The following is a 20,171-nucleotide window of genomic DNA, read 5'->3' on the forward strand; positions in this document are numbered from 1 at the left end:
CCTATGGCCGAACCATCGCACGACCTTTTTCCCATAAAGCGGCGCGGCCTGATGCTGGTGCTGTCCTCCCCCTCCGGGGCGGGGAAGTCGACGATTGCCAGATCCATCCTGGACAGCGATCCGGAAATCGATATGTCGGTTTCTGTCACCACCCGCCCGAAGCGCCCGGGCGAAGTGGAAGGGCGCGATTATATCTTTATTGATCGCACCGAATTCGACCTGATGGTCAATCGTGGTCAATTGCTGGAACATGCAAAGGTTTTCGACAACTATTATGGAACGCCCAGAGCAGCGGTGATGGACGCCCTGGCCGAAGGCCGTGACGCGCTGTTTGATATTGACTGGCAGGGCACACAGCAATTGGCAGAAAGTGCCATTGATGATCTGGTGCGCGTCTTCATCCTGCCACCAAACTCTCGGGAGCTGGAGCGTCGCCTGAACACCCGCGCCCAGGATTCCCAGGCCGTCATCGCCGCGCGCATGGCCAAGGCATCAGATGAGATGAGCCATTACGCGGAATATGACTGGGTCATCGTCAATCATGATATTGAAGAAAGCGTTGAACAGGTCCGTGCCATCCTGTGCAGTGAGCGCCTGAAGCGTAAACGACAAGTCGGCTTGGGTGAGTTTGTGAAGGGTTTACGTGCGGGGTGAAGCCTCTGCTTATGAAAGATCGCGCAGCGCCTTTCTAAGAACGTCCCGCTGGATCTTTCCTGTCGCTGTGCGGGGGATTCTGTCCAGGAAAACCAGTTGTGTCGCCCCAAATACCGACGGCAGCAGGGGCGTTAGTTTGGGGGTTATGGCGCTGATTTCCGCTTCGGTCATCTTATCCTTGCCGCCGGTTACGATAGCCAGCCAGACCTTATCTCCCTTGTCAGCATCCGGCACCATACACAGCCCGACATCCTGGAAGTCAAAGGCATTCAGGATTGCTTCTTCAATGGGTTGAGGGGCAACCTTTATGCCGCGTATGTTTAGCTGATCATCGGCGCGCCCGATCAGTTTTAGGATGCGACTCTGGTTCAGGATTCCCAGATCACCGGGATAGAACCAACCCTGCTTGAACATCCGTTTTGTGGTGGCGGGGTCATCGCGATACCCCTGAATTAGGGTCTCGCTGCGCATCCGGATCACGCCCGGTTGGTTGTAAATGGGGTCTTCCGCATCATTGACGACTTCCAGGTCGACACCGGGCAGGATTGCACCAATGCCATCGGCCTGCATCGTGCAGATATAGGCGGCCTCGTTCGTTGCATAGCTTTCAATCAGGCTGGTCGCCAGCCTGTCCTGTACCCGCTGGCGGATTGACGCGGATACCTGGGCACCGATCGTGAAGATGCGCAGATTGGTCGGCTTCTGATACGCCGCTGGCAGGCGATCCAGAATATCGATCAGCGCATGGGGGATCAGCGTGACATGGCTGGCATCGTGCTGCTGGATCACATGGGCAAGGGGTTGGCGGCTGTCTGCTATGCAGGTGCCGCCCGCACGCAAACAGGCCGTGCAATGGGTGTGATAGGCCTGAATGGAAAAACCCAAAGCGACGGCATAGCGCGTGGCATCGTTCATGCCGGCCAGAAACTGGAATTGGCGCAGGCGACGATTCTGCATGTCCCAGGTTAGTGTCAGGGTTTTCAGGCTACCAGTGGTGCCTGATGTCTTGATAATGCGGTACGGGGCGTCAGGGGCAAATCGGGTCTGGATCAGGGGCTGTTCTGGCGATTGTTCGCTCAACATGGTTGCCCAAGCCTGATCCAGGATTACCGTGTTCTTTGATTGCGTCGGTGCGTCCTGGGCGGTGCATAAAACAAGATCGAAATCTTGAACAATTGGTTCAATGCTGGCCGCTTCATTGGCAGCAAATGACATTGAACAAATGCCCAATGCTTCCAGCCCCAGGGTCAGGACCAGGTGCATATACAGGTTCTTTACCTCCACCGCCGCCTTTGGGTTTTCGCCCAGGTTCAGACTGCGCAGGTAGGTGACTGATTTACACACATCCAGGTAAAGCTGGGCATAGCGATAGGCGACGCCATCTTCCAGAACTGCAACATGCTCCGGGCGGGTGACCGCATAATAGGCCAGGATATCGATTGTGCTGGCGGGGGGCGGTGTATAGGGCGTTTTGGGGCTCACGTCACCTGTCCGGCTTTATGCGCTTCATAGCGTCGTTTGTTTTCCTCATTGGCAGGATACAGGCCGGGCAGCTTTGCGCCGTTTTTCACTTCTCCTAAAATCCAGGCTTCAAGAGTTTCCTGTTCCTGGGCCAGGGGCAAAACCTCGTTGACCATCGCCTGGGGAATGATGACGGCACCATCCTTGTCGGCCACGATCAGATCGTCCGGATAAATCGCTACACCGCCACAGCCAATCGGTTCCTGCCAGTTCACAAAAGTCAGGCCTGCAACAGAAGGCGGGGCGGCCGCCCCAGAGGACCAGACCGGCAGCCCAGTTCCCAAAACCCCCTCCAAATCCCGCACAACGCCATCGGTGATCATGGCGGCAACGGACCGGACCTGCATGCGCTGGCACAGAATATCGCCAAACACACCGGCATCCTGACAGCCATCGGCAGCGATGACGGCGATACATCCATCCGGCATCGCCTCAATCGCGCTGCGGGTGGAAATGGGGGAGGACCAGGATGCAGGTGTCGCCAAATCCTCTCGCGCCGGAATAAAGCGCAGGGTGAAGGCTGGCCCTGCGACGCGCTGCTGCCCCGGTGTCAGGGGAAATGCGCCCCTGATCCAGACATTTCGCAATCCCTTTTTCAACAGAACGGTGGTCAGGGTCGCTGTCGTAATTTCCCGGAATTGGGCCAGCAGGTCAGGCGAATATATGGACATAATGTCTGCTTTCTGGATTAAGCATTAGGATAGGGTGGCGCGGATCCAATCGTGGAAGCTCTTCACATACTGTTCTTCCGGCATCAGGACACCGTGATCATAGCGCATAGACCGCAATCCCTTCTGGTTCAGTTCCGACGCTTTGGCATCCTGATCCATCACCATGATCGCGAAATCGGTGATATTCTCCAATCTGAAATCCGGTCGTTCCAGGGTTTCCGGCAGGAACAGCCATTCCACCTCAATCTCCGTCTCTTCCGGTCCTGTGGGCAGGACACGCACAGTGCGCATATAGTCGCGATGCCCGGCAATGAAGACCGATGGCAGGCTGATGAAATAAACCTGCCCACGGTCTTTTTCCGCCTGAGTCAGGGTCTTAAACCCATCGGGCAGGGCGGTGCCATCGCAAGACCAGCTTTCCGCGCCCGGTCGCAAGCCACCGCGATAGCGCGCATCGGGGTCCGATTGATGCTGGGACCAATCAGGATCATCCCGAGGGCCGGAGATACGCCGTTTATAGATCGGTACCAGATCACACAATTCCGGATGAATATTCGGGCAGTGAAGACATTCATTGAAGTTTTCCCAGAAGACCTTCCAATTGCACTGCATTTTCTTGCGCCAGGTATGCCCAACCTTCAGGGATTCCAAGGGCCAATTGTCGATGCGGTCGCTGCCCCGGTCAAAGCTGTCTTCCAGTTTCGGGGGATCATCGGCCAGACAGACAAAGACACATCCGCGCCATTCCCGAACCGCGACCGGGTGCAGGGGATAATCCGCCTTGTTGAAATCCGGTGCCTCGGCCAGGGATGTGGTCGCCAACAGGCGCCCGTCCAGCCCATAGGCCCATTGGTGATAGGGACAGCGAATGCTGCGGGTTTTCAGCTTTCCCTGTGCCTCCTGACACAGGATCGAGCCACGATGGCGGCAGGAATTGTGGAATCCCCGCAGGGTGCCGTCTTCGTCCCGGACCAGAAAAATTCCCTGCGTCCCGATGGTGAAGCTGCGAAAGGCGCGGGGCTCGCTGAGGCTGCTGGCGTGGCACAGATACAGCCAACTGGTATAGAAAATCTGATCCAATTCGCGCTTGTACCAACCGTCGTCCCAATAGGCAGCGCCAGGCAGGGTGGCCACGGTTTGGGTCAAACCATCAAAATCTTCTTCACCGGTAAGGATGCGCATGAAACTCTCCTTTCACGCATCAGTTTGCCACGGGAAAGGATGGGGTGTGCAACCCCTTTTATCGATGTGTTTAGTCCTTCAAAAAGGCATGAATCAATTTTCGTGCCCCAACCGGGGCAGGGGTTTCACCGGTCGCAACAGCCTCTTGTACGGCAGGCAATAGGTCGCGCAGTTTCGGGTCCTGACGCAGGCGATGGGCAAATTCCGCTATCAGTTCATCCCATAGCCAGGTTTTGGCCTGATGTGCCCGCCGTTCGGCCAGGGTGCCTGCCTTGGCTAAGGATTCGTGGAAGGTGCCGATCTTTTCCCATGCTTCTGGAATGCCTTGGCCGGTCAGTGCGGAACAGGACAGAACTGGCACGCTCCAACTATTTCCACCCTTGCTCAATAGGCGCAGCGCACCATGATAATCTGCTGCTGTGCGCTTGGCCTGATCGATCAATTCACCATCCGCCTTGTTGACCAGGATCATATCGGCCAGTTCAACGATGCCTTTCTTCAATCCTTGCAGTTCATCCCCGCCGGCGGGCAACAGCATCAATAGGAACATGTCAGTCATATCCGCCACGGCGGTTTCGCTTTGCCCGACGCCAACGGTTTCCACCAGGATGATATCAAACCCGGCTGCCTCGCATAAAAGGATGCTCTCCCGGCTGCGTCTGGCGACGCCGCCCAGTGTCTGCCCGGCGGGAGAGGGGCGAATGAAGGCATTTGGGTTGCGCGACAGGTCTTCCATTCGTGTCTTGTCACCCAGAATAGACCCGCCACCGCGCTTTGAGCTGGGATCGACGGCCAGTACCGCCAGGCGATGGCCCAGATTGGTGACATGCGCGCCAAAGGCTTCAATGAAGGTGGATTTCCCAACGCCGGGCACCCCAGAAATCCCGATACGCATGGCGGTGCCCGTATGGGGCATGATCTCCGCGATCAGGTTTTCCGCCTGGATGCGATGGTCGGTGCGGGATGATTCAACCAGGGTGACGGCTTTCGCAAGCGCACGCCGATCCCCGGCCAATAGTTTCGGGGCCAGGCTATTGGCAACAAGGTCGCTGGGAAGTTTGGATCGTGGGGAGGAGACAGCAGGTTTACTCACAATGGTACGGATCACTTCTTGGGCTTAGAGGAGACGCCAAGCGAGGTTTCGGCCATCTGGCGCAAACGGTCCCGTTCTGCGGGGCTCAAGTCACTTAAGGCATTTTGTTTGAAACGATGAACACTCAGTGCAGCATGGATCAGATGGCGTTTGCGTTCAACCGCGGCGGCGGGATCTTCCGATATGCCGCTGCTGTTGGATCTGGCTTTAGCCTGTGCGCGGGCGGATTGCTGTAATCGTTCCTCCCGGTCGGCTAATTCTTTCTTGGCCGTCTCAATGGCGGCCAACACGGTCAGCGCATCCATTTGATCCTTGCTGGGCTCGTTTGATCGCCCGGTTGACTTGCCGCGCGGGGGGGCTTCGACGCTTTCATCGGGGGCCATGATGGGCGGCATTGCAGCCTTTGCCTGTATTTTAGCGGACTTTTCGGATTTTTTCTTGCCACCAAATAAGTTCCACGCCATTGGTCCCTCCAACAGAATTGATGCAAAGCATCATGCATTTACACAGGATACTCTCGCCATTCACTCTTTCTGCTAATGCGTCATCGCAAATGTCTTCGTACCCGCGGATTTACTTTAGCATTCCGGGTCAATGCAATCTTTGGGCCCAATCCATTTCGCCATATGGATTTCATCACCATAACGGATCCGCGCGGATGACGATTCCGGCCCATACCGTACTGAACGTCGACGACGACCTTCTTCATAATAGCCGAGTCTCTTATAGAAGTCCCGTGCACGTCGATTATGCGACAAGACAGTGAATTCCAGCCGTTCCAGGGAATCTTTGCGGGCGCGGTCTTCCAGATCCGCCATTAGAATCTGGCCTAACCTTTGGCCCCAATGGCGGCGCAACACACCAATTCCCAGAATTCCGATATGGGCGGTACGATACAGGGGCCCGGGCACAAGAATGCCTTCAGCTATGGCCTGATTGCCGTGCCAGATATTGATCATGTGCCATCCCCGTCGTTCCTTGTAGGTGGCGGCAATTTCCGCCATGCCCTGAGCATTAATGGCGCGTTCTTCGGGTAATCTGGTGTAGTAATCTGTTTCCGAGAGTAATGATTGGCCAAGCAACAATAATTGCGCGCTGTCCTGTGGCTGGGCTTCCCGCAGGGTCATGGAGGCCGGTAAACTGGAGGGGGAGGATTGTGTCAAATGGCATCTGCCTTATCGCGAAGAAAGCCGGGTGCCGGCAATTATAGAACAATCTGTTATTTCTACCCAAGAGATGATTATGGTAAACAAGTGACTTGCGGTCTGGTAAAAATATACTTTACCTAGGGCGGGGCAGTCATTGTGATAATGTGGGTCGTCTTTAGAATGACGGGCCATGTTTTTTGATAAGTTATTATCATTGTGAGGGTTTGTTACGCATGTCTACCCCGCCAGAAAAAGGTGTGACGAACAGAAAAGCCAATAATCCGTTGCTTCCGGAGACATTCGAGCAACGAGGGGTTTACGTTCCCTTTACCACGCCCATTCTGGCCTATGCACGGTTGCGCCGCCCGATCGGTGGGTCGCTGGAAGTGCTGATTCCCGGTCTGGCGGGGGGATCTGAAACCTATATTATTCCATATAAGGTTCTGCCCGATGTCCTTAATCTGCTGGTGCATGATCGCGCCTTGCATGAGGAATTGCTGAATCTGCGCAAGATTTCACCGGGTCGGGTGCGTCAGTCCGCCAACCTGATTGCGATGACCGGATTGGGTGGTCCGGCCCTTGCGAAACGTGCAAAGCAGGACAAACAGTCGGAACTGGAACTGCCGACATTGATCCTGTTTAGCTTAATCCGTAATGCAATCAGCCAGTTGGCCGCCAGTCATCCCGGTGTTGCCGAACTGGATGGCCGAAAAATTGCGACGCCTGAAGGGTTGAATTTGGCCCGTGACGCCTTGAGTGGTTATGGTCAAACCATTGGCGAAAGCGGGAACAAGATATATGCGCGCCTGGAACGCTGGGCAAATGCGCTGGCGCCCCTTGGCTTGTCGGATGGGTCGATCAAGGGGCCGTTGATGATCCTTTTGACGACGCTGGAAGACTTGACGGTGGAACTGTCAAAATGGCTGATTCAGGAACCTCCAGATACTGCAGAAATGGCACAGCGCACCGTCACCGCCGCCCGAGCAGCGGCGCAAAGGGCACGGGATCACTTGAATGCGATTGCGGAGCTGGAACAGGACATGGCGGAACCGCTGCGCAGCTTCGATGAATCGGAGAATAAGATCACACAGCATATCGAGCGGATTTCCTTGATGCTGGACGGGTGGCAACGGGTCATCGACCTGTGGGAAATGGGTCGCGATGGGGACCGTTTCTTCCAACGCGATACATTGGAGGGTTTTGCGCAGTATCTGCCGATCCTGCCGGTGGAGGCTGTCGGGGAGAACGTAGAGTTGTGGGAAAACCTGCGGGAAAGCCAAAACAGATGGAGCCGGACCAGCGAACACAGTATTGATGCCGGAATGGACCAGGAGACAAAGACCAAATTGTCCAAGTTCCGAAAGGAACCGGTATGAGTAACGCGGGAGAGCAATTACAGGGGTTTCTGAATCAACTTCCTGAGAAGGAGTTGAAGATTCTGGCGGCAAAGATTGAACTGGATCGCGGCGAAAACAGGTTCGGTATTCCCCATGATGCAATAATGGCGCTGTTGCGCCCCCGCCTTGCTGAAATGCGGGCGCCGCGCATTTTTACACCGCAACGGGTCTTGTGTCTGCCGTTTGAAGATATGCTGATCTTTAAGGACCCGGATCCAAAACAGCCTGGAAAAATAGCGCGTGCTGCCATTGGTCCGATGTGGAACCTGTTGATGGACCGCGTTAAGCCAAAATGGGACCCGATTGCAGACGCCTTTATCGCGGCGCAAAAAAAAGGCGATGAGACCACGAAGAACCAAACCGCATCGGCTTTGTGGGCATTGGCCGCGCAAACGTTGAAGGAATGGGATACAGAACTTGGCACCGATGCCGGCGAAATTCGCGCGGCGGCCAAAAAGATCGGCGGCACCAAGCGGCTGGAAGATTTGCGGGAAATGATGGCGATTCTGGCCATCGCTGATATTGTCGAATCCCTGAAAGAAAAGCTGCCCCGGAAACCGATCCTGAATTTCACCCCCGAACATGTGACAATTGTGAAGCGCCATTATGACATGGTGGGTGATCAGGCGGCAGACCACGAGGTCTATCTGTTATTGGCCCTGATGGGCCGGTTGCTGCAGCCCTTTCCAATCTTGAAAGTGTTCCGGGCCTTATCGCGCAAGCTGGATGATACGCTGACCAGCAGCACGGATTTGGGCATTGCGGGAAACATTGTTATAGAGGCGTTAGAGCGCGACGCTGATGCTGTTGCCGAAGCCGCCGACGCCCCCAATGCTACGGAAACCGATGTGATCGCCAAGGCCAAACGATTTTCGTTGGCGTTCAAAGGCATTACGGCTGATATCGGCATCCGCCGGGATGGCGATTGGGGTAAGCGCATGTATGGATGCCGCGGCAAAGTCAGTCACGCCATCGAAAACCTTGTTCTGTCAAATGCGCAGGACGTGATCCTGAATATGCTGCCCAATAAAGGGAAGGGCATTCCGGACTTTTCAGATTTCCCTGATGAAGCGAAATTCGAAATGGCAGAGCGGCGGGCGCGGGCCTTAGGAGAGGCTTCCCGCATGGCAGAACAGATCGGGCTGCAATCCGCCTGTCAAAGCAAGGTCAATCAACTGCGAAAGGACCTTGAGCAATATGCGGCCAAAATCATTGAAAAGCTGCCAAAGGTTGGCCCTGATAACAAGCCAGAGGCTAGTGCGCATCTGGCAACGACCGTGCGATTGGTTGAACTGATTACCAATTCTGATACGGCGGATTTGCTGCGGCGACGCGGCAATGCCGCACTTACGGGCAAGACATTGAATTAAATTCCTTTTCGTGGTGTTTTAGGTATCTGGAATATCTGGTGGATCGACAGTTTCGTGCGGGCTAGTATGCGCCTCTTCCTTGGAGGACGACCTCCCCCATATTGGGCAGTAATGACCAGGACGACCTGGACCCTTTAGACTTGGGAGGGGTCAATGGCCTGGTTCTACCTTCTTGTTGCCGGCATTCTCGAAATTGTTTGGGCGTACACAATGAAGCAATCTCTTGGCTTCAGTCGGCTCATACCATCTCTCATCACAGTGTCTACGATGGTGGCCAGCTTCTGGCTGTTGGCCCTTGCCATGCAAACCATTCCGCTTGGAACGGCCTACGCGATCTGGACTGGAATAGGCGCGGTAGGGGCCTTTATCGTCGGGATAGTCTTTCTGGCTGAACCTGTTAGTGCATTGAGACTGGTTGCTATTACCCTTATTGTTTCAGGGTTGGTGCTGTTGAAGGTATCGAGCGACTGATCTTTCATGCTTGTTTCCTGGTGGTCCGCCGCTGAAACACCTGCCGGGTTTGCCATTTAATTTTTAAGGGGCAAGTCGTGCATTTTACGCATGGCTCCCCTGCGTAATGAAGATTACTCGTCAGCGTCACTTGGCTATATATCGAAATTCAGAAGACAGACGCTCGAAGCACGTGCCACTGGCCCCTGCGATCGGGAAAGGCCTCCCAAGAAATTGGATATCCCGGCCCCACCGATCCTGTCCCCCCTCGGCGAAAGCCGTTTGAGGATGGGTGTATGTAACGACGGAGGCGTCCTTTTTGGACAGTTTGGGTAAAGCGGTTCCAATAGTGGGATCGTCCTACCCCATCCTTAAGGGAGTGCCGGGATATGACTATCGTACACGGCGGCCTAGCGGTCGCTGAAACCTCTGCTATTTCTATCGACAATGTGCATGCCCATGGTTTGCATCTGGTGGATGCTGGTACACCGGCTCCAACCGCGCTGTCCGGGCGTTTGGCGGATTTCGTCGCCAATGCGCGCTTTGACCGCCCGACCCTGGTGATGGACCTGGATGCGGTCGCCGAACGCTATCGTGTGTTGGCTGCGGCTTTGAGCCCTGCCCATATTCACTATGCTGTTAAGGCGAACCCGGCCCCGCAATTGCTGGCCCGCTTGGCTGCTGAAGGCTCAAATTTTGATGTCGCCAGCCGTGGTGAAATCGAACAGTGTTTGGCGCTTGGTATCCCGGCCTCTCGTTTGTCCTATGGCAATACGATCAAGCGTCGCGCCGATATCGCCTTTGCTGCGGCTGCTGGCGTGACCATGTTCGCGTTCGACTCAGAAGCGGAATTGACCAAATTAGCTGATGTCGCCCCGAACACGACGGTTTATTGCCGCGTTTTGGTGGATGGCACCGGCGCTGAATGGCCTTTGGGTAAGAAATTCGGTTGTGCCGATCAAATGGCGGAAGACCTGCTGATTCGTGCAGTGGAACTTGGCTTCCAGCGCCCCGGGATCAGCTTCCATGTTGGTTCTCAGCAGACCGATCTGGGGGCCTGGGATCGCTGTTTTGGCCGTGCCCGTGCCTTGATCGACCGTTTGGCCGCACGTGGCGTTGAAATCGGCCTGATCAATCTGGGCGGCGGTTTCCCGTCCACCATGACCCGGTCCAAGGCTCAAGAGCCCCGCCAGTATGCAGAAACCGTTCGTGCACATGCGCTGCGTCATTTTGGTGATCTGAATGTTCACATGATTGCCGAACCTGGCCGTGGCCTGGTAGCGGATGCAGGCTGTATCGTCAGCGAAGTTGTTCTGGTCTCTGAAAAAGGCGATGGCGACGACCGTCGTTGGGTCTATCTGGATATCGGTAAATTCTCCGGTCTGGCAGAAACCATGGACGAAGCGATCCGTTATCGCTTTGAAACCCCTGACAATGGTGGCCCGGAAGGCCCGGTTGTCATCGCGGGCCCTAGCTGTGACAGCGCAGACGTAATGTATGAAAAGAACGCCTATAGCTTGCCGATCAGCCTGCAGGAAGGCGACCGGGTTCTGATCCTGGCGACCGGTGCTTATACCACCACCTACAGCTCCGTTGGGTTCAATGGGTTCCCTCCGTTGGATGCCGTCTGCCTGTAATCAAGGTGATTGTTAACCCGTCCCTATACGGTGCTTGCCGATGGGGACGGGCTGCATTTTGAGATAGAGCGTTAAATTTGCTCTAATTCTGGTATTTTTCGCCAACGCCTGCTATCTGCTAGTCCGCAGTCACGCCAGCGCGGAAGGAACAGCAAAATGCGGCAGGCATCGGTTGAGCGAAATACAAAGGAAACCAAGATATCCGGCACCGTTGGAATCGACGGGGAAGGGCGATATGACGTCGCCACGGGTATTGGCTTTCTGGATCATATGCTGGAGCAACTGTCCAAGCATAGCCTGATTGATCTAACGTTGCGCGCCGACGGGGATTTGCATATTGATTATCACCACACGACGGAAGATTCCGGCTATGTGGTTGGCGAAGCCCTGATCAAGGCCCTGGGCGATCGCAAAGGGATTGAGCGGTATGGGCATGCCTATATCCCTATGGATGAAACGCTCACACGCGTCTCCATTGATCTGTCCGGCCGCCCCTATCTGGTGTGGAAGGTGAATTTCACCCGCCCGAAGTTGGGGGATTTCGATACAGAGCTTTTCAAGGAATGGTTCGCCGCCTTCGCGCAATCGGCGGGGGCGACGCTGCATGTCGAAAACCTGTATGGGGAAAACAATCATCATATCGCGGAAAGCTGCTTCAAAGGGTTGGCCCGCGCCTTGAAGGCCGCGGTGACGCTGGACCCGCGCAAGGCGGATCAGATCCCCTCGACCAAAGGCACATTGGGCGGGACCCTGTAATTGATGCTGACCACAATCGTTGATTATGGGTCAGGGAACCTGCATTCCGCCGCAAAGGCGTTTGAACGCATGGCGGGGCCGTCTGATCGGATTTGTGTCACGGACGATGTTTCTGTAATCGCCACGGCAGACCGCATCGTATTGCCCGGAGTGGGGGCTTTTGGTGACTGTCGTGCAGGCCTGATGAAGGTTGAGGGACTTTACGAAACCCTGCAGAAAACCGTGATTGACCAGGCCCGTCCCTTTATGGGTATCTGTGTCGGTATGCAGTTGATGGCCACAGTGGGGGAAGAGCACGGAACACATGATGGCTTCGGATGGATATCAGGCACGGTGACCCCGATCCGGCCGGATGATCCTGCGCTGAAGGTTCCGCATATGGGGTGGAATAATCTGGTGAATTGCGCGCCGCATCCTGTTTTGGACGGCATATCAGCGTCGGCTTACTGTTATTTTGTGCACAGCTTTCATTTGAAGACGGACAAGGCCACAGACTGCTTGGCACAGGTTGACTATGGTGAAAGGCTGACGGCGATGGTGGGGCGCGACAATATGGTCGGTGTCCAATTCCATCCAGAGAAAAGCCAGGCCCCTGGATTGCGACTGATTTCAAATTTCCTAACCTGGACGCCCTGAGTGGCAAAGTGAGTTATCAATGATTCTGTACCCCGCGATTGATCTGAAAGACGGCCATTGCGTGCGCTTGTTGCGCGGCGATATGCAGGCGGCAACGGTTTTTAATGAAGACCCTGCAGCCCAGGCCATGGCTTTTGTAGAAGCTGGGGCAAGTTGGATCCATGTCGTGGACCTGAATGGTGCATTTTCCGGAAAGTCAGAAAACGCGGATGCCGTGTCGTCCATCCTTAAGGCCGTTGGCAGTCGGGCAAGGGTTCAACTGGGCGGTGGCATCCGGTCGGTTGGGCATGTATCCGCCTGGTTGGACCGGGGCGTGTCGCGGGTTATTTTGGGAACAGTTGCTGTCAAAGACCCCAGTACCGTCCGCGCCGCCTGCGCGGCTTTTCCCGGCTGTGTCGCGGTTGGCATCGACGCGCGCGACGGCAAGGTCGCTGTTGAAGGCTGGGCAGAGTCGACAGAGATTGAAGCCCTGGATCTGGCCCAGAAGTTTGAGGATGAAGGGGTCGCTGCAATCATCTATACCGATATTGATCGCGACGGGGCCTTGCAGGGCGTCAATGTCACCGCAACCAAAACTTTGGCAGATGCCCTGTCGACGCCGGTTATCGCATCGGGCGGGTTGTCTTCATTGGATGATTTGATGGCCTTGAAGGCAGTCGGGGGTATCGCTGGGGCGATTTCCGGGCGGGCTTTGTATGACGGGCGCATGGATCTTGCCGAAGCCCTGGCCGTCTTGAAACAGAAGAAGGATTAGGCGCGATGCTGACCACCCGCGTGATACCTTGTCTGGATGTGAAAGACGGCCGCGTGGTCAAGGGTGTGAATTTCGTTGATTTGCGCGATGCGGGCGACCCGGTGGAACAGGCCCGGATTTATGATGCGGCTGGCGCGGATGAGCTAACCTTCCTGGATATCACGGCCAGTTCTGACAATCGCGAAACCATCTATGATGTCGTTTCCCGCACGGCAGAGGTTGCCTTCATGCCCCTGACCGTGGGCGGTGGGGTGCGTGTCGTCGAAGATATCCGCAAATTGTTGTTGGCCGGGGCCGATAAGGTATCGATCAATACCGCGGCTGTGAAGCGCCCCGAATTTGTGGCCGAGGCGGCGGAGCGGTTCGGGTCGCAATGTGTTGTCGTGGCGATTGATGCCAAGGCAGTAGCCCCGGATCGATGGGAGATTTTCACCCATGGCGGGCGAGAGGCAACGGGCATTGATGCTATTGCCTTCGCACAACAGGTCGTCGACCTGGGTGCCGGGGAAATCCTGTTGACGTCGATGGATAAAGACGGAACCAAGAGTGGTTTTAACATTCCGCTAACCCGCGCTATTTCCGATGCTGTATCCGTGCCCGTCATTGCATCAGGCGGCGTTGGCACCTTGGATCATTTGGTGGAAGGCGTGCGCGATGGGCATGCCTCTGCGGTTCTGGCTGCTTCCATTTTCCATTTCGGTGAGTTCTCCATTGCCCAGGCCAAGGCGCATATGGCGAAGAGTGGCATTCTGGTGCGCCCCGTGGATGGCGGCAGCGCCGCTGTTACAGAAAGGAAGTAATACAATGCCGATGCCCGCAGATTCGACAATTCTGGACCGGCTGTATCAGCGTGTGGCAAGTCGCAAGGGGGCGGACCCAACGACGTCTTACACCGCTAAACTGTTTTCCAAAGGCCGCCCAAAGATCGCCCAGAAGGTGGGGGAGGAGGCGGTGGAAACTGTCATTGAGGCGCTGGGCGGGGACAAGGATGCGCTGGCCTCGGAAAGTGCTGATCTGCTGTATCATCTTTTGGTCCTATGGGCCGATGCAGGCTTGAAGCCTGACGATGTTTGGGCGAAGCTTGCCGCGCGTCAGGGCACATCCGGCCTGGCGGAGAAAGCCGCAAGGCTGAAGGAATAGCGGTTAGAGATGGGAATAGGATCACGATAATGGCCTATAATGATCAGAATATATTTGCGAAGATTTTGCGGGGCGAGATTCCGTGCAACAAGGTCTATGAAGACGATTATGCACTGGCCTTTCATGACATCGCGCCTCAGGCCCCGGTCCATGTTCTGGTGATCCCGAAAGGGCCTTATATTTCCCATGCGGATTTTTCAGAGAAAGCCAGCGATGCCGAAATCGCTGGTTTCTATCGCGCCGTTGGCACTGTGGCGCGTCAGTTAGACCTGGATGAACCTGGCTATCGCCTGATTGCCAATCATGGCGCCGCAGCCTTCCAGGAAGTCCCGCATCTGCATGTCCATATTTTCGGCGGACGTCCGATGAAGGGCATGGTGCCAAAGGCAAATCAGTAAGGGGTTTATTTGAAGATCCCCTCAAAGACAGGCTTGCAGAAGCTGTCCCTTGGATTCGCAAGGCAATGGGTGACCAGTTTTTCGGTGGTTGCACGTTCAAAGGCTGCGGTCTCTATATTGCGCACAACGGTGCTTCGAATTGCGTTGCCATAAAAGCCCATCCATACGCTGGACAATGACAATGCGATCAGGATCGTGATGCCAAACTTTTTGGTATTCGGATCAGGCGCTGGGGCATTGTCTGAGGCCTTTATCGTATCCTTTCCAATGATATAAGTCACAAAGCCGCCAACCAAGGTAAGCAATGCTGGTAAGACAGCACCCACGACGGGTGATTGGCTTGCGCCGGTAAACAAACCGATGGTCCCACCGACCAGACCAAACGCAATAGCCAGTAGAAAGGCAGTTGAAGCCCCCGTCACGAATTTAAGGAATGGGAGGAGACCGACGACAGAGGAGATCAGGACTGCGACAAGCAAGGGTGCCATTATATCGCCGCCAACAGAAGCCAATGTTTGCCAGGGATCAAAGGCGTTTGGATTTGTTGCCATGGCTGACGAGTCCTACCCGCGGAATTCTTGTCTGTTCAGTTGGTTCGTCATGTCTCTATAGACATCAATCCCCTCCCGATATTTTTCAATTCCTACAAAGTAGTTGCCCAGATTTTCATTGTATTTCTGCAGGTCGATATCGCCGGTGGCAAACAGTTGATCCAGCTTTTCCCGGTAATTTTCAACAACCTCAACACGCAGGGATTCAAGGCCTTCCCGATAGTTTTCCAGTTCCGCCTGAGAAGCCTCTTCGGGAATGTCGATGTTGAAAACCTTAGCCAGAATATTAGGATTTTCGGCTATGGCCGCTGTGACATCGATATCTGTTGTTAAGCCTACAGCCTGCCAAATTTGCGGCAGGGACGCAAAAGCGCCCGGACCGCCCGTCCGTTCACAGCGGGTGACGCAGGGTTCGTCGCTATAACTAAAGGAGCACAGGCATAACGTTAAATCAGTGTCATCGCTTGCATCAACGGCGACGTCGTTCGCGCCGGTGGATTGGGATGAAGTTTCTTGCGCAACTGCGAATTGAAGCGGCATAAACCCGGCGATTAGTGCCGTGAAGACAAGTATTTGCACCGTCTGTTTCATATCTGCGTCTCCCAAAACGATTCGTTGGAAGTATAGCGCAGAGAAATGCAATCAGCAATTGGCAGTTGTGGCGGGATTTCTGTGGCCAGCCCTGGCGGCTGGCTATGCGCACAGCCACAGATACTCCTGGGATGCCTTGTAAAGATAATAGATCGGTCCACTCGATCTGCTGCTATTCCGCTGGTTGCGCTAGGGGGCGAGAGGCAGACAAGGTGGTTTCATTCCCTTCATGCGGATCCCTTGGGATCAGCAGGGCCAGCAGCAGTGAAATCACAGCCATCCCAGCGCCAATGAAAAAGACCATCGATGGATTTCCCAACCAGATAAAGCCAAAGACAGCAGGCAGGCCTACAGCGGCGATATGGTTGATTGTGAAACTGACCCCCGCGGTCGATGCGATGTCCTTGGGCGCGGCGATCTTCTGGAAATAGGTCTTGATGGAGATCGCGAAGGCAAAGAACAGGTGATCTATGACATATAGGGCTGCGGCGATGATATGATCGTCTACGAAAGCATACCCTGTGAAGACGCAAATTAGACCGATATACTCAAAGATCAGTGTGTTGCGCTCCCCAAAACGGCGGATCAGCCGCCCCAAAGTCGGCGCGATGAAAATATTGGCAATCAGGTTAATCATATACAGAAGCGTGATCGCGGTGACGTCATAGCCGAATTTCTCCACCATCAGGAAGGCGGCAAAGACCATGAAGATCTGGCGACGCGCACCGCCCATGAAAGTCAGCGCGTAATACAGCCAGTACCGGCTGCGCAGAAACAGGGTTTTTGTCTGAATCTCCGGCCCTTCATAAAAGGGATAATAGGCCTTGCAGAAAACGGCGACAGCCAACGTGAAAATACCAGCCCCAACATACAGCGGCACATAGCCCAGATTGAACCCGGGAAAGGGGTTTTCGACACCAAAGAAATCCTGCACCAACAGCATAAGCTTTTCATCAAAGCAGATCATGATCACGATGAAGATTGCCAAGGTGCCCAAAGAGGCGGCTTTCAACTGAGTTGCCAGATGAACAGCCGCATTTTTCTTGTCGATTAACTGCAGTGTGAGCGACTGGTTCATGGTTTCGTAATAGTGAAATCCTGTCGACATCAGCAGCGTCGTGGCATACAGCCCAAATTCAGTGGGGAAATAGCCAGTAAGCGCGGTCCCGATGCCCAGCAAGGCCAGTGACAGAAAGGCCAGGTTCTGTTCCCGAATGAAGGGCAGCAGCAGCACGGCTGCAAAGGACAGAAAGCCTGGAATTTCTCGAATAGACTGTAAGAAGCCAATCTCTCGCCCGGTAAAAGCGGCCCGTTCCACCACGAAATTGTTCAGCAGCGCGAACCAGGCATTCATGCTGACCGCCATGGCAAAGGCCATCAGGATTAGCATGCCGCGTGGGCCTTGCAGGAATTTGGGAACGTAACGGGACATAGGGGGCTCCAAAGAAAAGTGTGGAGACAGATATACGCCCCACTGGATCGGCTTGCTTGCGATATAATGACATTCGATATTTAGAAACAGCCAGATGATCTAATTAAATATCCCGAGCAATTCGACGGTCTCTCCCCCCATGCCTTCTTTGAATTTTTTTACGGCACGGGCGGCCCCGTCGCTGACGCCCCCCAGGTCAAAATCTTGTATATTACGATCCTGCAACACTTGCAGGGCATTCCATAACAATAGGTTATGCGCATTGCAGGCGCGGCCTGCGGGTGTTGTCCAGCCGGTCTGATAGGTAGCACTGCGCCCATGACACAGGATCATGATGGCCGCGACGGTTGTCGCCCCTTGCTGGGCCCGCCCGATAAGAAGGTTCTGTTTGACACTGAAATATCGGGCCAGGATTTGCAGCAGCTTTGACGAAGGCCCCTGATACCCCCGGTTTCCTTTATCGGCGACATAGCCGTTTAAAAGCATTGGGAAGGACGTGCCATCACTGTCCCACTGAACCTCCAGATCGGATCGTTCTGCCTTGGATAGAGGGCCGCGCCATTTGCTCTTGAGATTCCCGCGCAATACGTCAAGGCCTGGGCGCAAATCCAGCCAGATGGTTTGATAGCCTGGACCGGCAAGGCGCGTGAATCCCAGCCCCTCCATATCTGCCACTGATGCTTCCCGCATAGTCAATTCCGGAAAAATGCGTCGTTTGCGCCCCAATCGGCGTTTATACAGGCGATCAAATTCCTGCCAGAATGCGACATGGTGGTCCTTTGTACCAAATCCGTCCAGCCACAGCGGCCCCCGATCCACAATGATGGCATGTATCGCATTGTTCAGCACACCGGCCTCCATCAACTGGCATATACCAGCGGGTTGTCCATCAATCTGGATGAAGGCCTGACGCGGCTTCTGACCCATGAACTGGCCATAGGACAGGCCGTATTCGATGCTTTGCAACAGGTTGGCGCGGCGAGTTTGGGCGAAGCATGATTGCCATTTCGCCATATCCCTCAATGTTTTGCAGATCATAATCGATATCATGGGCGCGGCTGAACCTTGTTGTCTTTATGCGGACATGTATCGGACAGTAGCAGCCTGTCGCTGAAAAGAAATATCGCTTTCTGGGCGGTTTTACGATATATAATTGAATTATGACGCAAAAGAGACAAAGCCCACGTTCGCCGGTTCCCACGGCACTGGCCCGCTCCGTAGAAGTCCGTGCCTTTGATATGGCACGAGAGGAACAGTTTAACATCCATGCCCATGACTGGGCGCAATTTACTTATTCTGCCGAAGGGGTTTTGACTGTCGTGACGGATCAGGGGCGGTTTCTGGCCCCACCCGCCATGGCGGTCTGGCTGCCGCCTGGCGTCATGCATACGATTGAAACCGTCAGTTTCGCAAAGTTTCGCAGCCTGTATATTGCAGCGGATCGGATTGGGGGAATGCCGGAAACCTGCACGGTTCTATCCGTTGACCCGCTGCTGAGGAATCTGATCCTGGCGGCGGCGGCGCTGCCCCGTGATTGGGATGAAGAGGGGGCAGATGGTCGTCTGATGGCGTGCCTGTTGGACCGCATTCGCGCAGCACTGCCCGCATTCCTGCATCTGCCATTGCCCAACGATCCCCGGCTTAAGGCGGCAACAGATGCATTGCTTGCCGATCCGTCGGATCGTCGCCCGCTAGAGGAAATAGCCCACAGCGTTGGTGCGGCGGGCCGAACCCTGGCGCGATTGTTTCAGCAGGAAACGGGAATGACCTTCGGGGCGTGGCGCCGACAGCGGGTGTTGTTATCGGCGTTGGAGCGCCTGTCTGCCGGAACGCCTGTGACAACGGTTGCACTGGATTTGGGGTATGAAAGTCCGTCTGCTTTTATCGCCATGTTCCGTCGGACTTTGGGGGACACGCCCACACGCTATTTGCAGGCAGGCTATCATTGAAAATCCGAAACGACCAAAGACGGTTAGCTGCGATGCAGCCACCAGCGTCCGTCGGTGATTGAGAAAATGGGCTTGTAATGTTTGATGCGGGTTGAATCGATGACCTGTGGAATCTGGTTGTCCAGCACAAGGGCCTGATCGTTGATATACACAACCAGGATGGCATGGGCGACATTCAGGTTCTGATCCTGCAAGACGACAATGCGCATATTTTCCTTGGGCCATCCCAGATGAACCAGGGATACATATTTGCTGATGGCATAGTCTTCGCAATCACCGGTGCGATACATGAATTCCTTTGGGGTCGCCCAGTAATCTTTTTTGCCATAGTTGATGGGATCCAGAAGATAGGCGTATTGGTTCAGGTACTTATTGACGTATTCCAATTGATCCAGGGGCGCCAAGCCCTTCAATTTATTCAGGAATATTCGCCATTTGGCGATATGACAGGGTTCCGATGCGGTGATCTGGCATTTTGCCAGTTCATTGGGTTCGTCCTTGGCATAACGTTCCAGCACGCCGGTCCACTTTTCAAACTTTTCCAGTTTTGTGGAACTGAGTTCTTTGCTGCCAAACAAATTAACAGCGGCCGATGCGCCGCTTGTCCAGATAAGCGACAGCGTCAGTTGGGCGACCAGCAACCCTATTATGCACATCCAATTTGATCTGTTTTGTGCCATAGAGGCCTCTTAAAGTCGAACCAACAACGCCGCGACTATAGGATCAATCCGTCGGGCCTGCAAAAATTTTGCATGAAAAATTGCTCGAATGTCAGGGACCTTTTAAATTTTACTGTAAAGGGTGTACGAGCGTTCGGTTTTTGGGCATTATCGGTCCGCGA

At 54.7% G+C, this 20,171-nt stretch carries 23 protein-coding genes; 12 read left to right on the forward strand and 11 right to left on the reverse strand.

The window, feature by feature from the left end:
• Positions 1–3 precede the first annotated feature (3 nt).
• Positions 4–654, forward strand: a complete 651-nt coding sequence (gene gmk, locus ACOSDR_RS02980; RefSeq protein WP_420730328.1) for a guanylate kinase — start codon at positions 4–6, stop codon at positions 652–654.
• Between the two features lie 9 nt (positions 655–663).
• Here the strand turns inward: gmk and ACOSDR_RS02985 are convergent, their stop codons facing one another.
• From ACOSDR_RS02985 to ACOSDR_RS03010, 6 genes are all read right to left on the reverse strand, one after another.
• Positions 664–2,136 (reverse strand): class I adenylate-forming enzyme family protein, encoded by a 1,473-nt coding sequence (locus tag ACOSDR_RS02985; RefSeq protein WP_420730329.1) that lies wholly within the window; start codon positions 2,134–2,136, stop codon positions 664–666.
• Positions 2,133–2,846 carry a ribonuclease activity regulator RraA gene (locus ACOSDR_RS02990; protein ID WP_420724365.1) on the reverse strand — a complete coding sequence of 238 codons (714 nt, stop codon included), beginning with the start codon at positions 2,844–2,846 and terminating at the stop codon, positions 2,133–2,135. Before ACOSDR_RS02990 ends, ACOSDR_RS02985 begins: the two co-directional genes overlap by 4 nt.
• Positions 2,847–2,870: 24 nt before the next feature.
• Complete coding sequence (locus ACOSDR_RS02995; RefSeq protein ID WP_420724364.1) at positions 2,871–4,028, reverse strand: aromatic ring-hydroxylating oxygenase subunit alpha; 1,158 nt, start codon at positions 4,026–4,028, stop codon at positions 2,871–2,873.
• A gap of 70 nt (positions 4,029–4,098) precedes the next feature.
• A complete protein-coding gene (gene meaB / locus ACOSDR_RS03000) occupies positions 4,099–5,121 on the reverse strand; it encodes a methylmalonyl Co-A mutase-associated GTPase MeaB (protein ID WP_420730330.1) in 1,023 nt (340 codons plus the stop codon).
• A gap of 11 nt (positions 5,122–5,132) precedes the next feature.
• Entirely contained in the window at positions 5,133–5,585 is a 453-nt protein-coding gene (locus ACOSDR_RS03005) for a hypothetical protein (protein ID WP_420724362.1), read from the reverse strand.
• 114 nt (positions 5,586–5,699) lie between these two features.
• On the reverse strand, positions 5,700–6,284 hold the full coding sequence (locus tag ACOSDR_RS03010) for a GNAT family N-acetyltransferase (RefSeq protein WP_420724361.1): 585 nt from the start codon (positions 6,282–6,284) through the stop codon (positions 5,700–5,702).
• A gap of 218 nt (positions 6,285–6,502) precedes the next feature.
• Between ACOSDR_RS03010 and ACOSDR_RS03015 the strand changes: the two genes are divergently transcribed.
• The 10 genes from ACOSDR_RS03015 (at position 6,503) to ACOSDR_RS03060 (ending at position 14,807) form a co-directional block, all read left to right on the forward strand.
• Entirely contained in the window at positions 6,503–7,645 is a 1,143-nt protein-coding gene (locus ACOSDR_RS03015) for a hypothetical protein (protein WP_420724360.1), read from the forward strand.
• Entirely contained in the window at positions 7,642–9,036 is a 1,395-nt protein-coding gene (locus tag ACOSDR_RS03020; protein WP_420724359.1) for a hypothetical protein, read from the forward strand. Before ACOSDR_RS03015 ends, ACOSDR_RS03020 begins: the two co-directional genes overlap by 4 nt.
• 153 nt (positions 9,037–9,189) lie before the next feature.
• The gene (locus ACOSDR_RS03025; RefSeq protein WP_420730331.1) at positions 9,190–9,507 is read left to right on the forward strand and encodes a DMT family transporter; all 318 of its coding nucleotides are present in this window, start codon (positions 9,190–9,192) and stop codon (positions 9,505–9,507) included.
• A gap of 368 nt (positions 9,508–9,875) precedes the next feature.
• Positions 9,876–11,123, forward strand: coding sequence for a type III PLP-dependent enzyme (locus ACOSDR_RS03030; RefSeq protein ID WP_420724357.1), 1,248 nt, complete (start codon positions 9,876–9,878; stop codon positions 11,121–11,123).
• A gap of 156 nt (positions 11,124–11,279) precedes the next feature.
• Positions 11,280–11,879, forward strand: coding sequence for an imidazoleglycerol-phosphate dehydratase HisB (gene hisB, locus ACOSDR_RS03035; protein ID WP_420724356.1), 600 nt, complete (start codon positions 11,280–11,282; stop codon positions 11,877–11,879).
• A gap of 3 nt (positions 11,880–11,882) precedes the next feature.
• Entirely contained in the window at positions 11,883–12,515 is a 633-nt protein-coding gene (gene hisH / locus ACOSDR_RS03040; protein ID WP_420730332.1) for an imidazole glycerol phosphate synthase subunit HisH, read from the forward strand.
• A gap of 19 nt (positions 12,516–12,534) precedes the next feature.
• The gene (hisA, locus tag ACOSDR_RS03045) at positions 12,535–13,269 is read left to right on the forward strand and encodes a 1-(5-phosphoribosyl)-5-[(5-phosphoribosylamino)methylideneamino]imidazole-4-carboxamide isomerase (RefSeq protein WP_420724354.1); all 735 of its coding nucleotides are present in this window, start codon (positions 12,535–12,537) and stop codon (positions 13,267–13,269) included.
• A 5-nt stretch (positions 13,270–13,274) separates the two neighbouring features.
• Complete coding sequence (gene hisF / locus ACOSDR_RS03050; RefSeq protein ID WP_420724353.1) at positions 13,275–14,069, forward strand: imidazole glycerol phosphate synthase subunit HisF; 795 nt, start codon at positions 13,275–13,277, stop codon at positions 14,067–14,069.
• 10 nt (positions 14,070–14,079) lie between these two features.
• Entirely contained in the window at positions 14,080–14,409 is a 330-nt protein-coding gene (locus tag ACOSDR_RS03055; protein WP_420724606.1) for a phosphoribosyl-ATP diphosphatase, read from the forward strand.
• A 29-nt stretch (positions 14,410–14,438) separates the two neighbouring features.
• Positions 14,439–14,807 carry a histidine triad nucleotide-binding protein gene (locus ACOSDR_RS03060; RefSeq protein ID WP_420724352.1) on the forward strand — a complete coding sequence of 123 codons (369 nt, stop codon included), beginning with the start codon at positions 14,439–14,441 and terminating at the stop codon, positions 14,805–14,807.
• A gap of 5 nt (positions 14,808–14,812) precedes the next feature.
• Here the strand turns inward: ACOSDR_RS03060 and ACOSDR_RS03065 are convergent, their stop codons facing one another.
• From ACOSDR_RS03065 to ACOSDR_RS03080, 4 genes are all read right to left on the reverse strand, one after another.
• Complete coding sequence (locus ACOSDR_RS03065) at positions 14,813–15,358, reverse strand: hypothetical protein (protein ID WP_420724351.1); 546 nt, start codon at positions 15,356–15,358, stop codon at positions 14,813–14,815.
• A 12-nt stretch (positions 15,359–15,370) separates the two neighbouring features.
• Entirely contained in the window at positions 15,371–15,949 is a 579-nt protein-coding gene (locus tag ACOSDR_RS03070; RefSeq protein WP_420730333.1) for a hypothetical protein, read from the reverse strand.
• Positions 15,950–16,121: 172 nt separating this feature from the next.
• The gene (locus ACOSDR_RS03075; protein ID WP_420724349.1) at positions 16,122–17,381 is read right to left on the reverse strand and encodes an MFS transporter; all 1,260 of its coding nucleotides are present in this window, start codon (positions 17,379–17,381) and stop codon (positions 16,122–16,124) included.
• Positions 17,382–17,480: 99 nt separating this feature from the next.
• Positions 17,481–18,395: a GNAT family N-acetyltransferase gene (locus tag ACOSDR_RS03080; RefSeq protein WP_420730334.1), complete on the reverse strand. Its 915-nt coding sequence runs from the start codon at positions 18,393–18,395 to the stop codon at positions 17,481–17,483.
• A gap of 146 nt (positions 18,396–18,541) precedes the next feature.
• Between ACOSDR_RS03080 and ACOSDR_RS03085 the strand changes: the two genes are divergently transcribed.
• Positions 18,542–19,330 (forward strand): AraC family transcriptional regulator, encoded by a 789-nt coding sequence (locus tag ACOSDR_RS03085; protein ID WP_420724347.1) that lies wholly within the window; start codon positions 18,542–18,544, stop codon positions 19,328–19,330.
• A gap of 23 nt (positions 19,331–19,353) precedes the next feature.
• Here ACOSDR_RS03085 and ACOSDR_RS03090 read toward each other — a convergent pair whose 3' ends face one another.
• On the reverse strand, positions 19,354–20,010 hold the full coding sequence (locus ACOSDR_RS03090) for a transglutaminase-like cysteine peptidase (protein WP_420724346.1): 657 nt from the start codon (positions 20,008–20,010) through the stop codon (positions 19,354–19,356).
• Positions 20,011–20,171 lie beyond the last annotated feature (161 nt).

The organism is Hwanghaeella sp. 1Z406 (assembly GCF_048892425.1).
In the GTDB taxonomy this organism is placed as follows: Bacteria; Pseudomonadota; Alphaproteobacteria; order UBA8366; family Aestuariispiraceae; genus Pacificispira.

Bases quoted from the DNA above. Each gene is read 5' to 3' on its own strand.
- gmk (WP_420730328.1), top strand. From the start codon at position 4: ATGGCCGAACCATCGCACGACCTTTTTCCCATAAAGCGGCGCGGCCTG.
- ACOSDR_RS02990 (WP_420724365.1), bottom strand. From the start codon at position 2,846: ATGTCCATATATTCGCCTGACCTGCTGGCCCAATTCCGGGAAATTACG.
- ACOSDR_RS02995 (WP_420724364.1), bottom strand. From the start codon at position 4,028: ATGCGCATCCTTACCGGTGAAGAAGATTTTGATGGTTTGACCCAAACC.
- ACOSDR_RS03005 (WP_420724362.1), bottom strand. From the start codon at position 5,585: ATGGCGTGGAACTTATTTGGTGGCAAGAAAAAATCCGAAAAGTCCGCT.
- ACOSDR_RS03015 (WP_420724360.1), top strand. From the start codon at position 6,503: ATGTCTACCCCGCCAGAAAAAGGTGTGACGAACAGAAAAGCCAATAAT.
- ACOSDR_RS03020 (WP_420724359.1), top strand. From the start codon at position 7,642: ATGAGTAACGCGGGAGAGCAATTACAGGGGTTTCTGAATCAACTTCCT.
- ACOSDR_RS03025 (WP_420730331.1), top strand. From the start codon at position 9,190: ATGGCCTGGTTCTACCTTCTTGTTGCCGGCATTCTCGAAATTGTTTGG.
- ACOSDR_RS03030 (WP_420724357.1), top strand. From the start codon at position 9,876: ATGACTATCGTACACGGCGGCCTAGCGGTCGCTGAAACCTCTGCTATT.
- hisB (WP_420724356.1), top strand. From the start codon at position 11,280: ATGCGGCAGGCATCGGTTGAGCGAAATACAAAGGAAACCAAGATATCC.
- hisH (WP_420730332.1), top strand. From the start codon at position 11,883: ATGCTGACCACAATCGTTGATTATGGGTCAGGGAACCTGCATTCCGCC.
- hisA (WP_420724354.1), top strand. From the start codon at position 12,535: ATGATTCTGTACCCCGCGATTGATCTGAAAGACGGCCATTGCGTGCGC.
- hisF (WP_420724353.1), top strand. From the start codon at position 13,275: ATGCTGACCACCCGCGTGATACCTTGTCTGGATGTGAAAGACGGCCGC.
- ACOSDR_RS03055 (WP_420724606.1), top strand. From the start codon at position 14,080: ATGCCCGCAGATTCGACAATTCTGGACCGGCTGTATCAGCGTGTGGCA.
- ACOSDR_RS03060 (WP_420724352.1), top strand. From the start codon at position 14,439: ATGGCCTATAATGATCAGAATATATTTGCGAAGATTTTGCGGGGCGAG.
- ACOSDR_RS03065 (WP_420724351.1), bottom strand. From the start codon at position 15,358: ATGGCAACAAATCCAAACGCCTTTGATCCCTGGCAAACATTGGCTTCT.
- ACOSDR_RS03070 (WP_420730333.1), bottom strand. From the start codon at position 15,949: ATGAAACAGACGGTGCAAATACTTGTCTTCACGGCACTAATCGCCGGG.
- ACOSDR_RS03075 (WP_420724349.1), bottom strand. From the start codon at position 17,381: ATGTCCCGTTACGTTCCCAAATTCCTGCAAGGCCCACGCGGCATGCTA.
- ACOSDR_RS03080 (WP_420730334.1), bottom strand. From the start codon at position 18,395: ATGGCGAAATGGCAATCATGCTTCGCCCAAACTCGCCGCGCCAACCTG.
- ACOSDR_RS03085 (WP_420724347.1), top strand. From the start codon at position 18,542: ATGACGCAAAAGAGACAAAGCCCACGTTCGCCGGTTCCCACGGCACTG.
- ACOSDR_RS03090 (WP_420724346.1), bottom strand. From the start codon at position 20,010: ATGGCACAAAACAGATCAAATTGGATGTGCATAATAGGGTTGCTGGTC.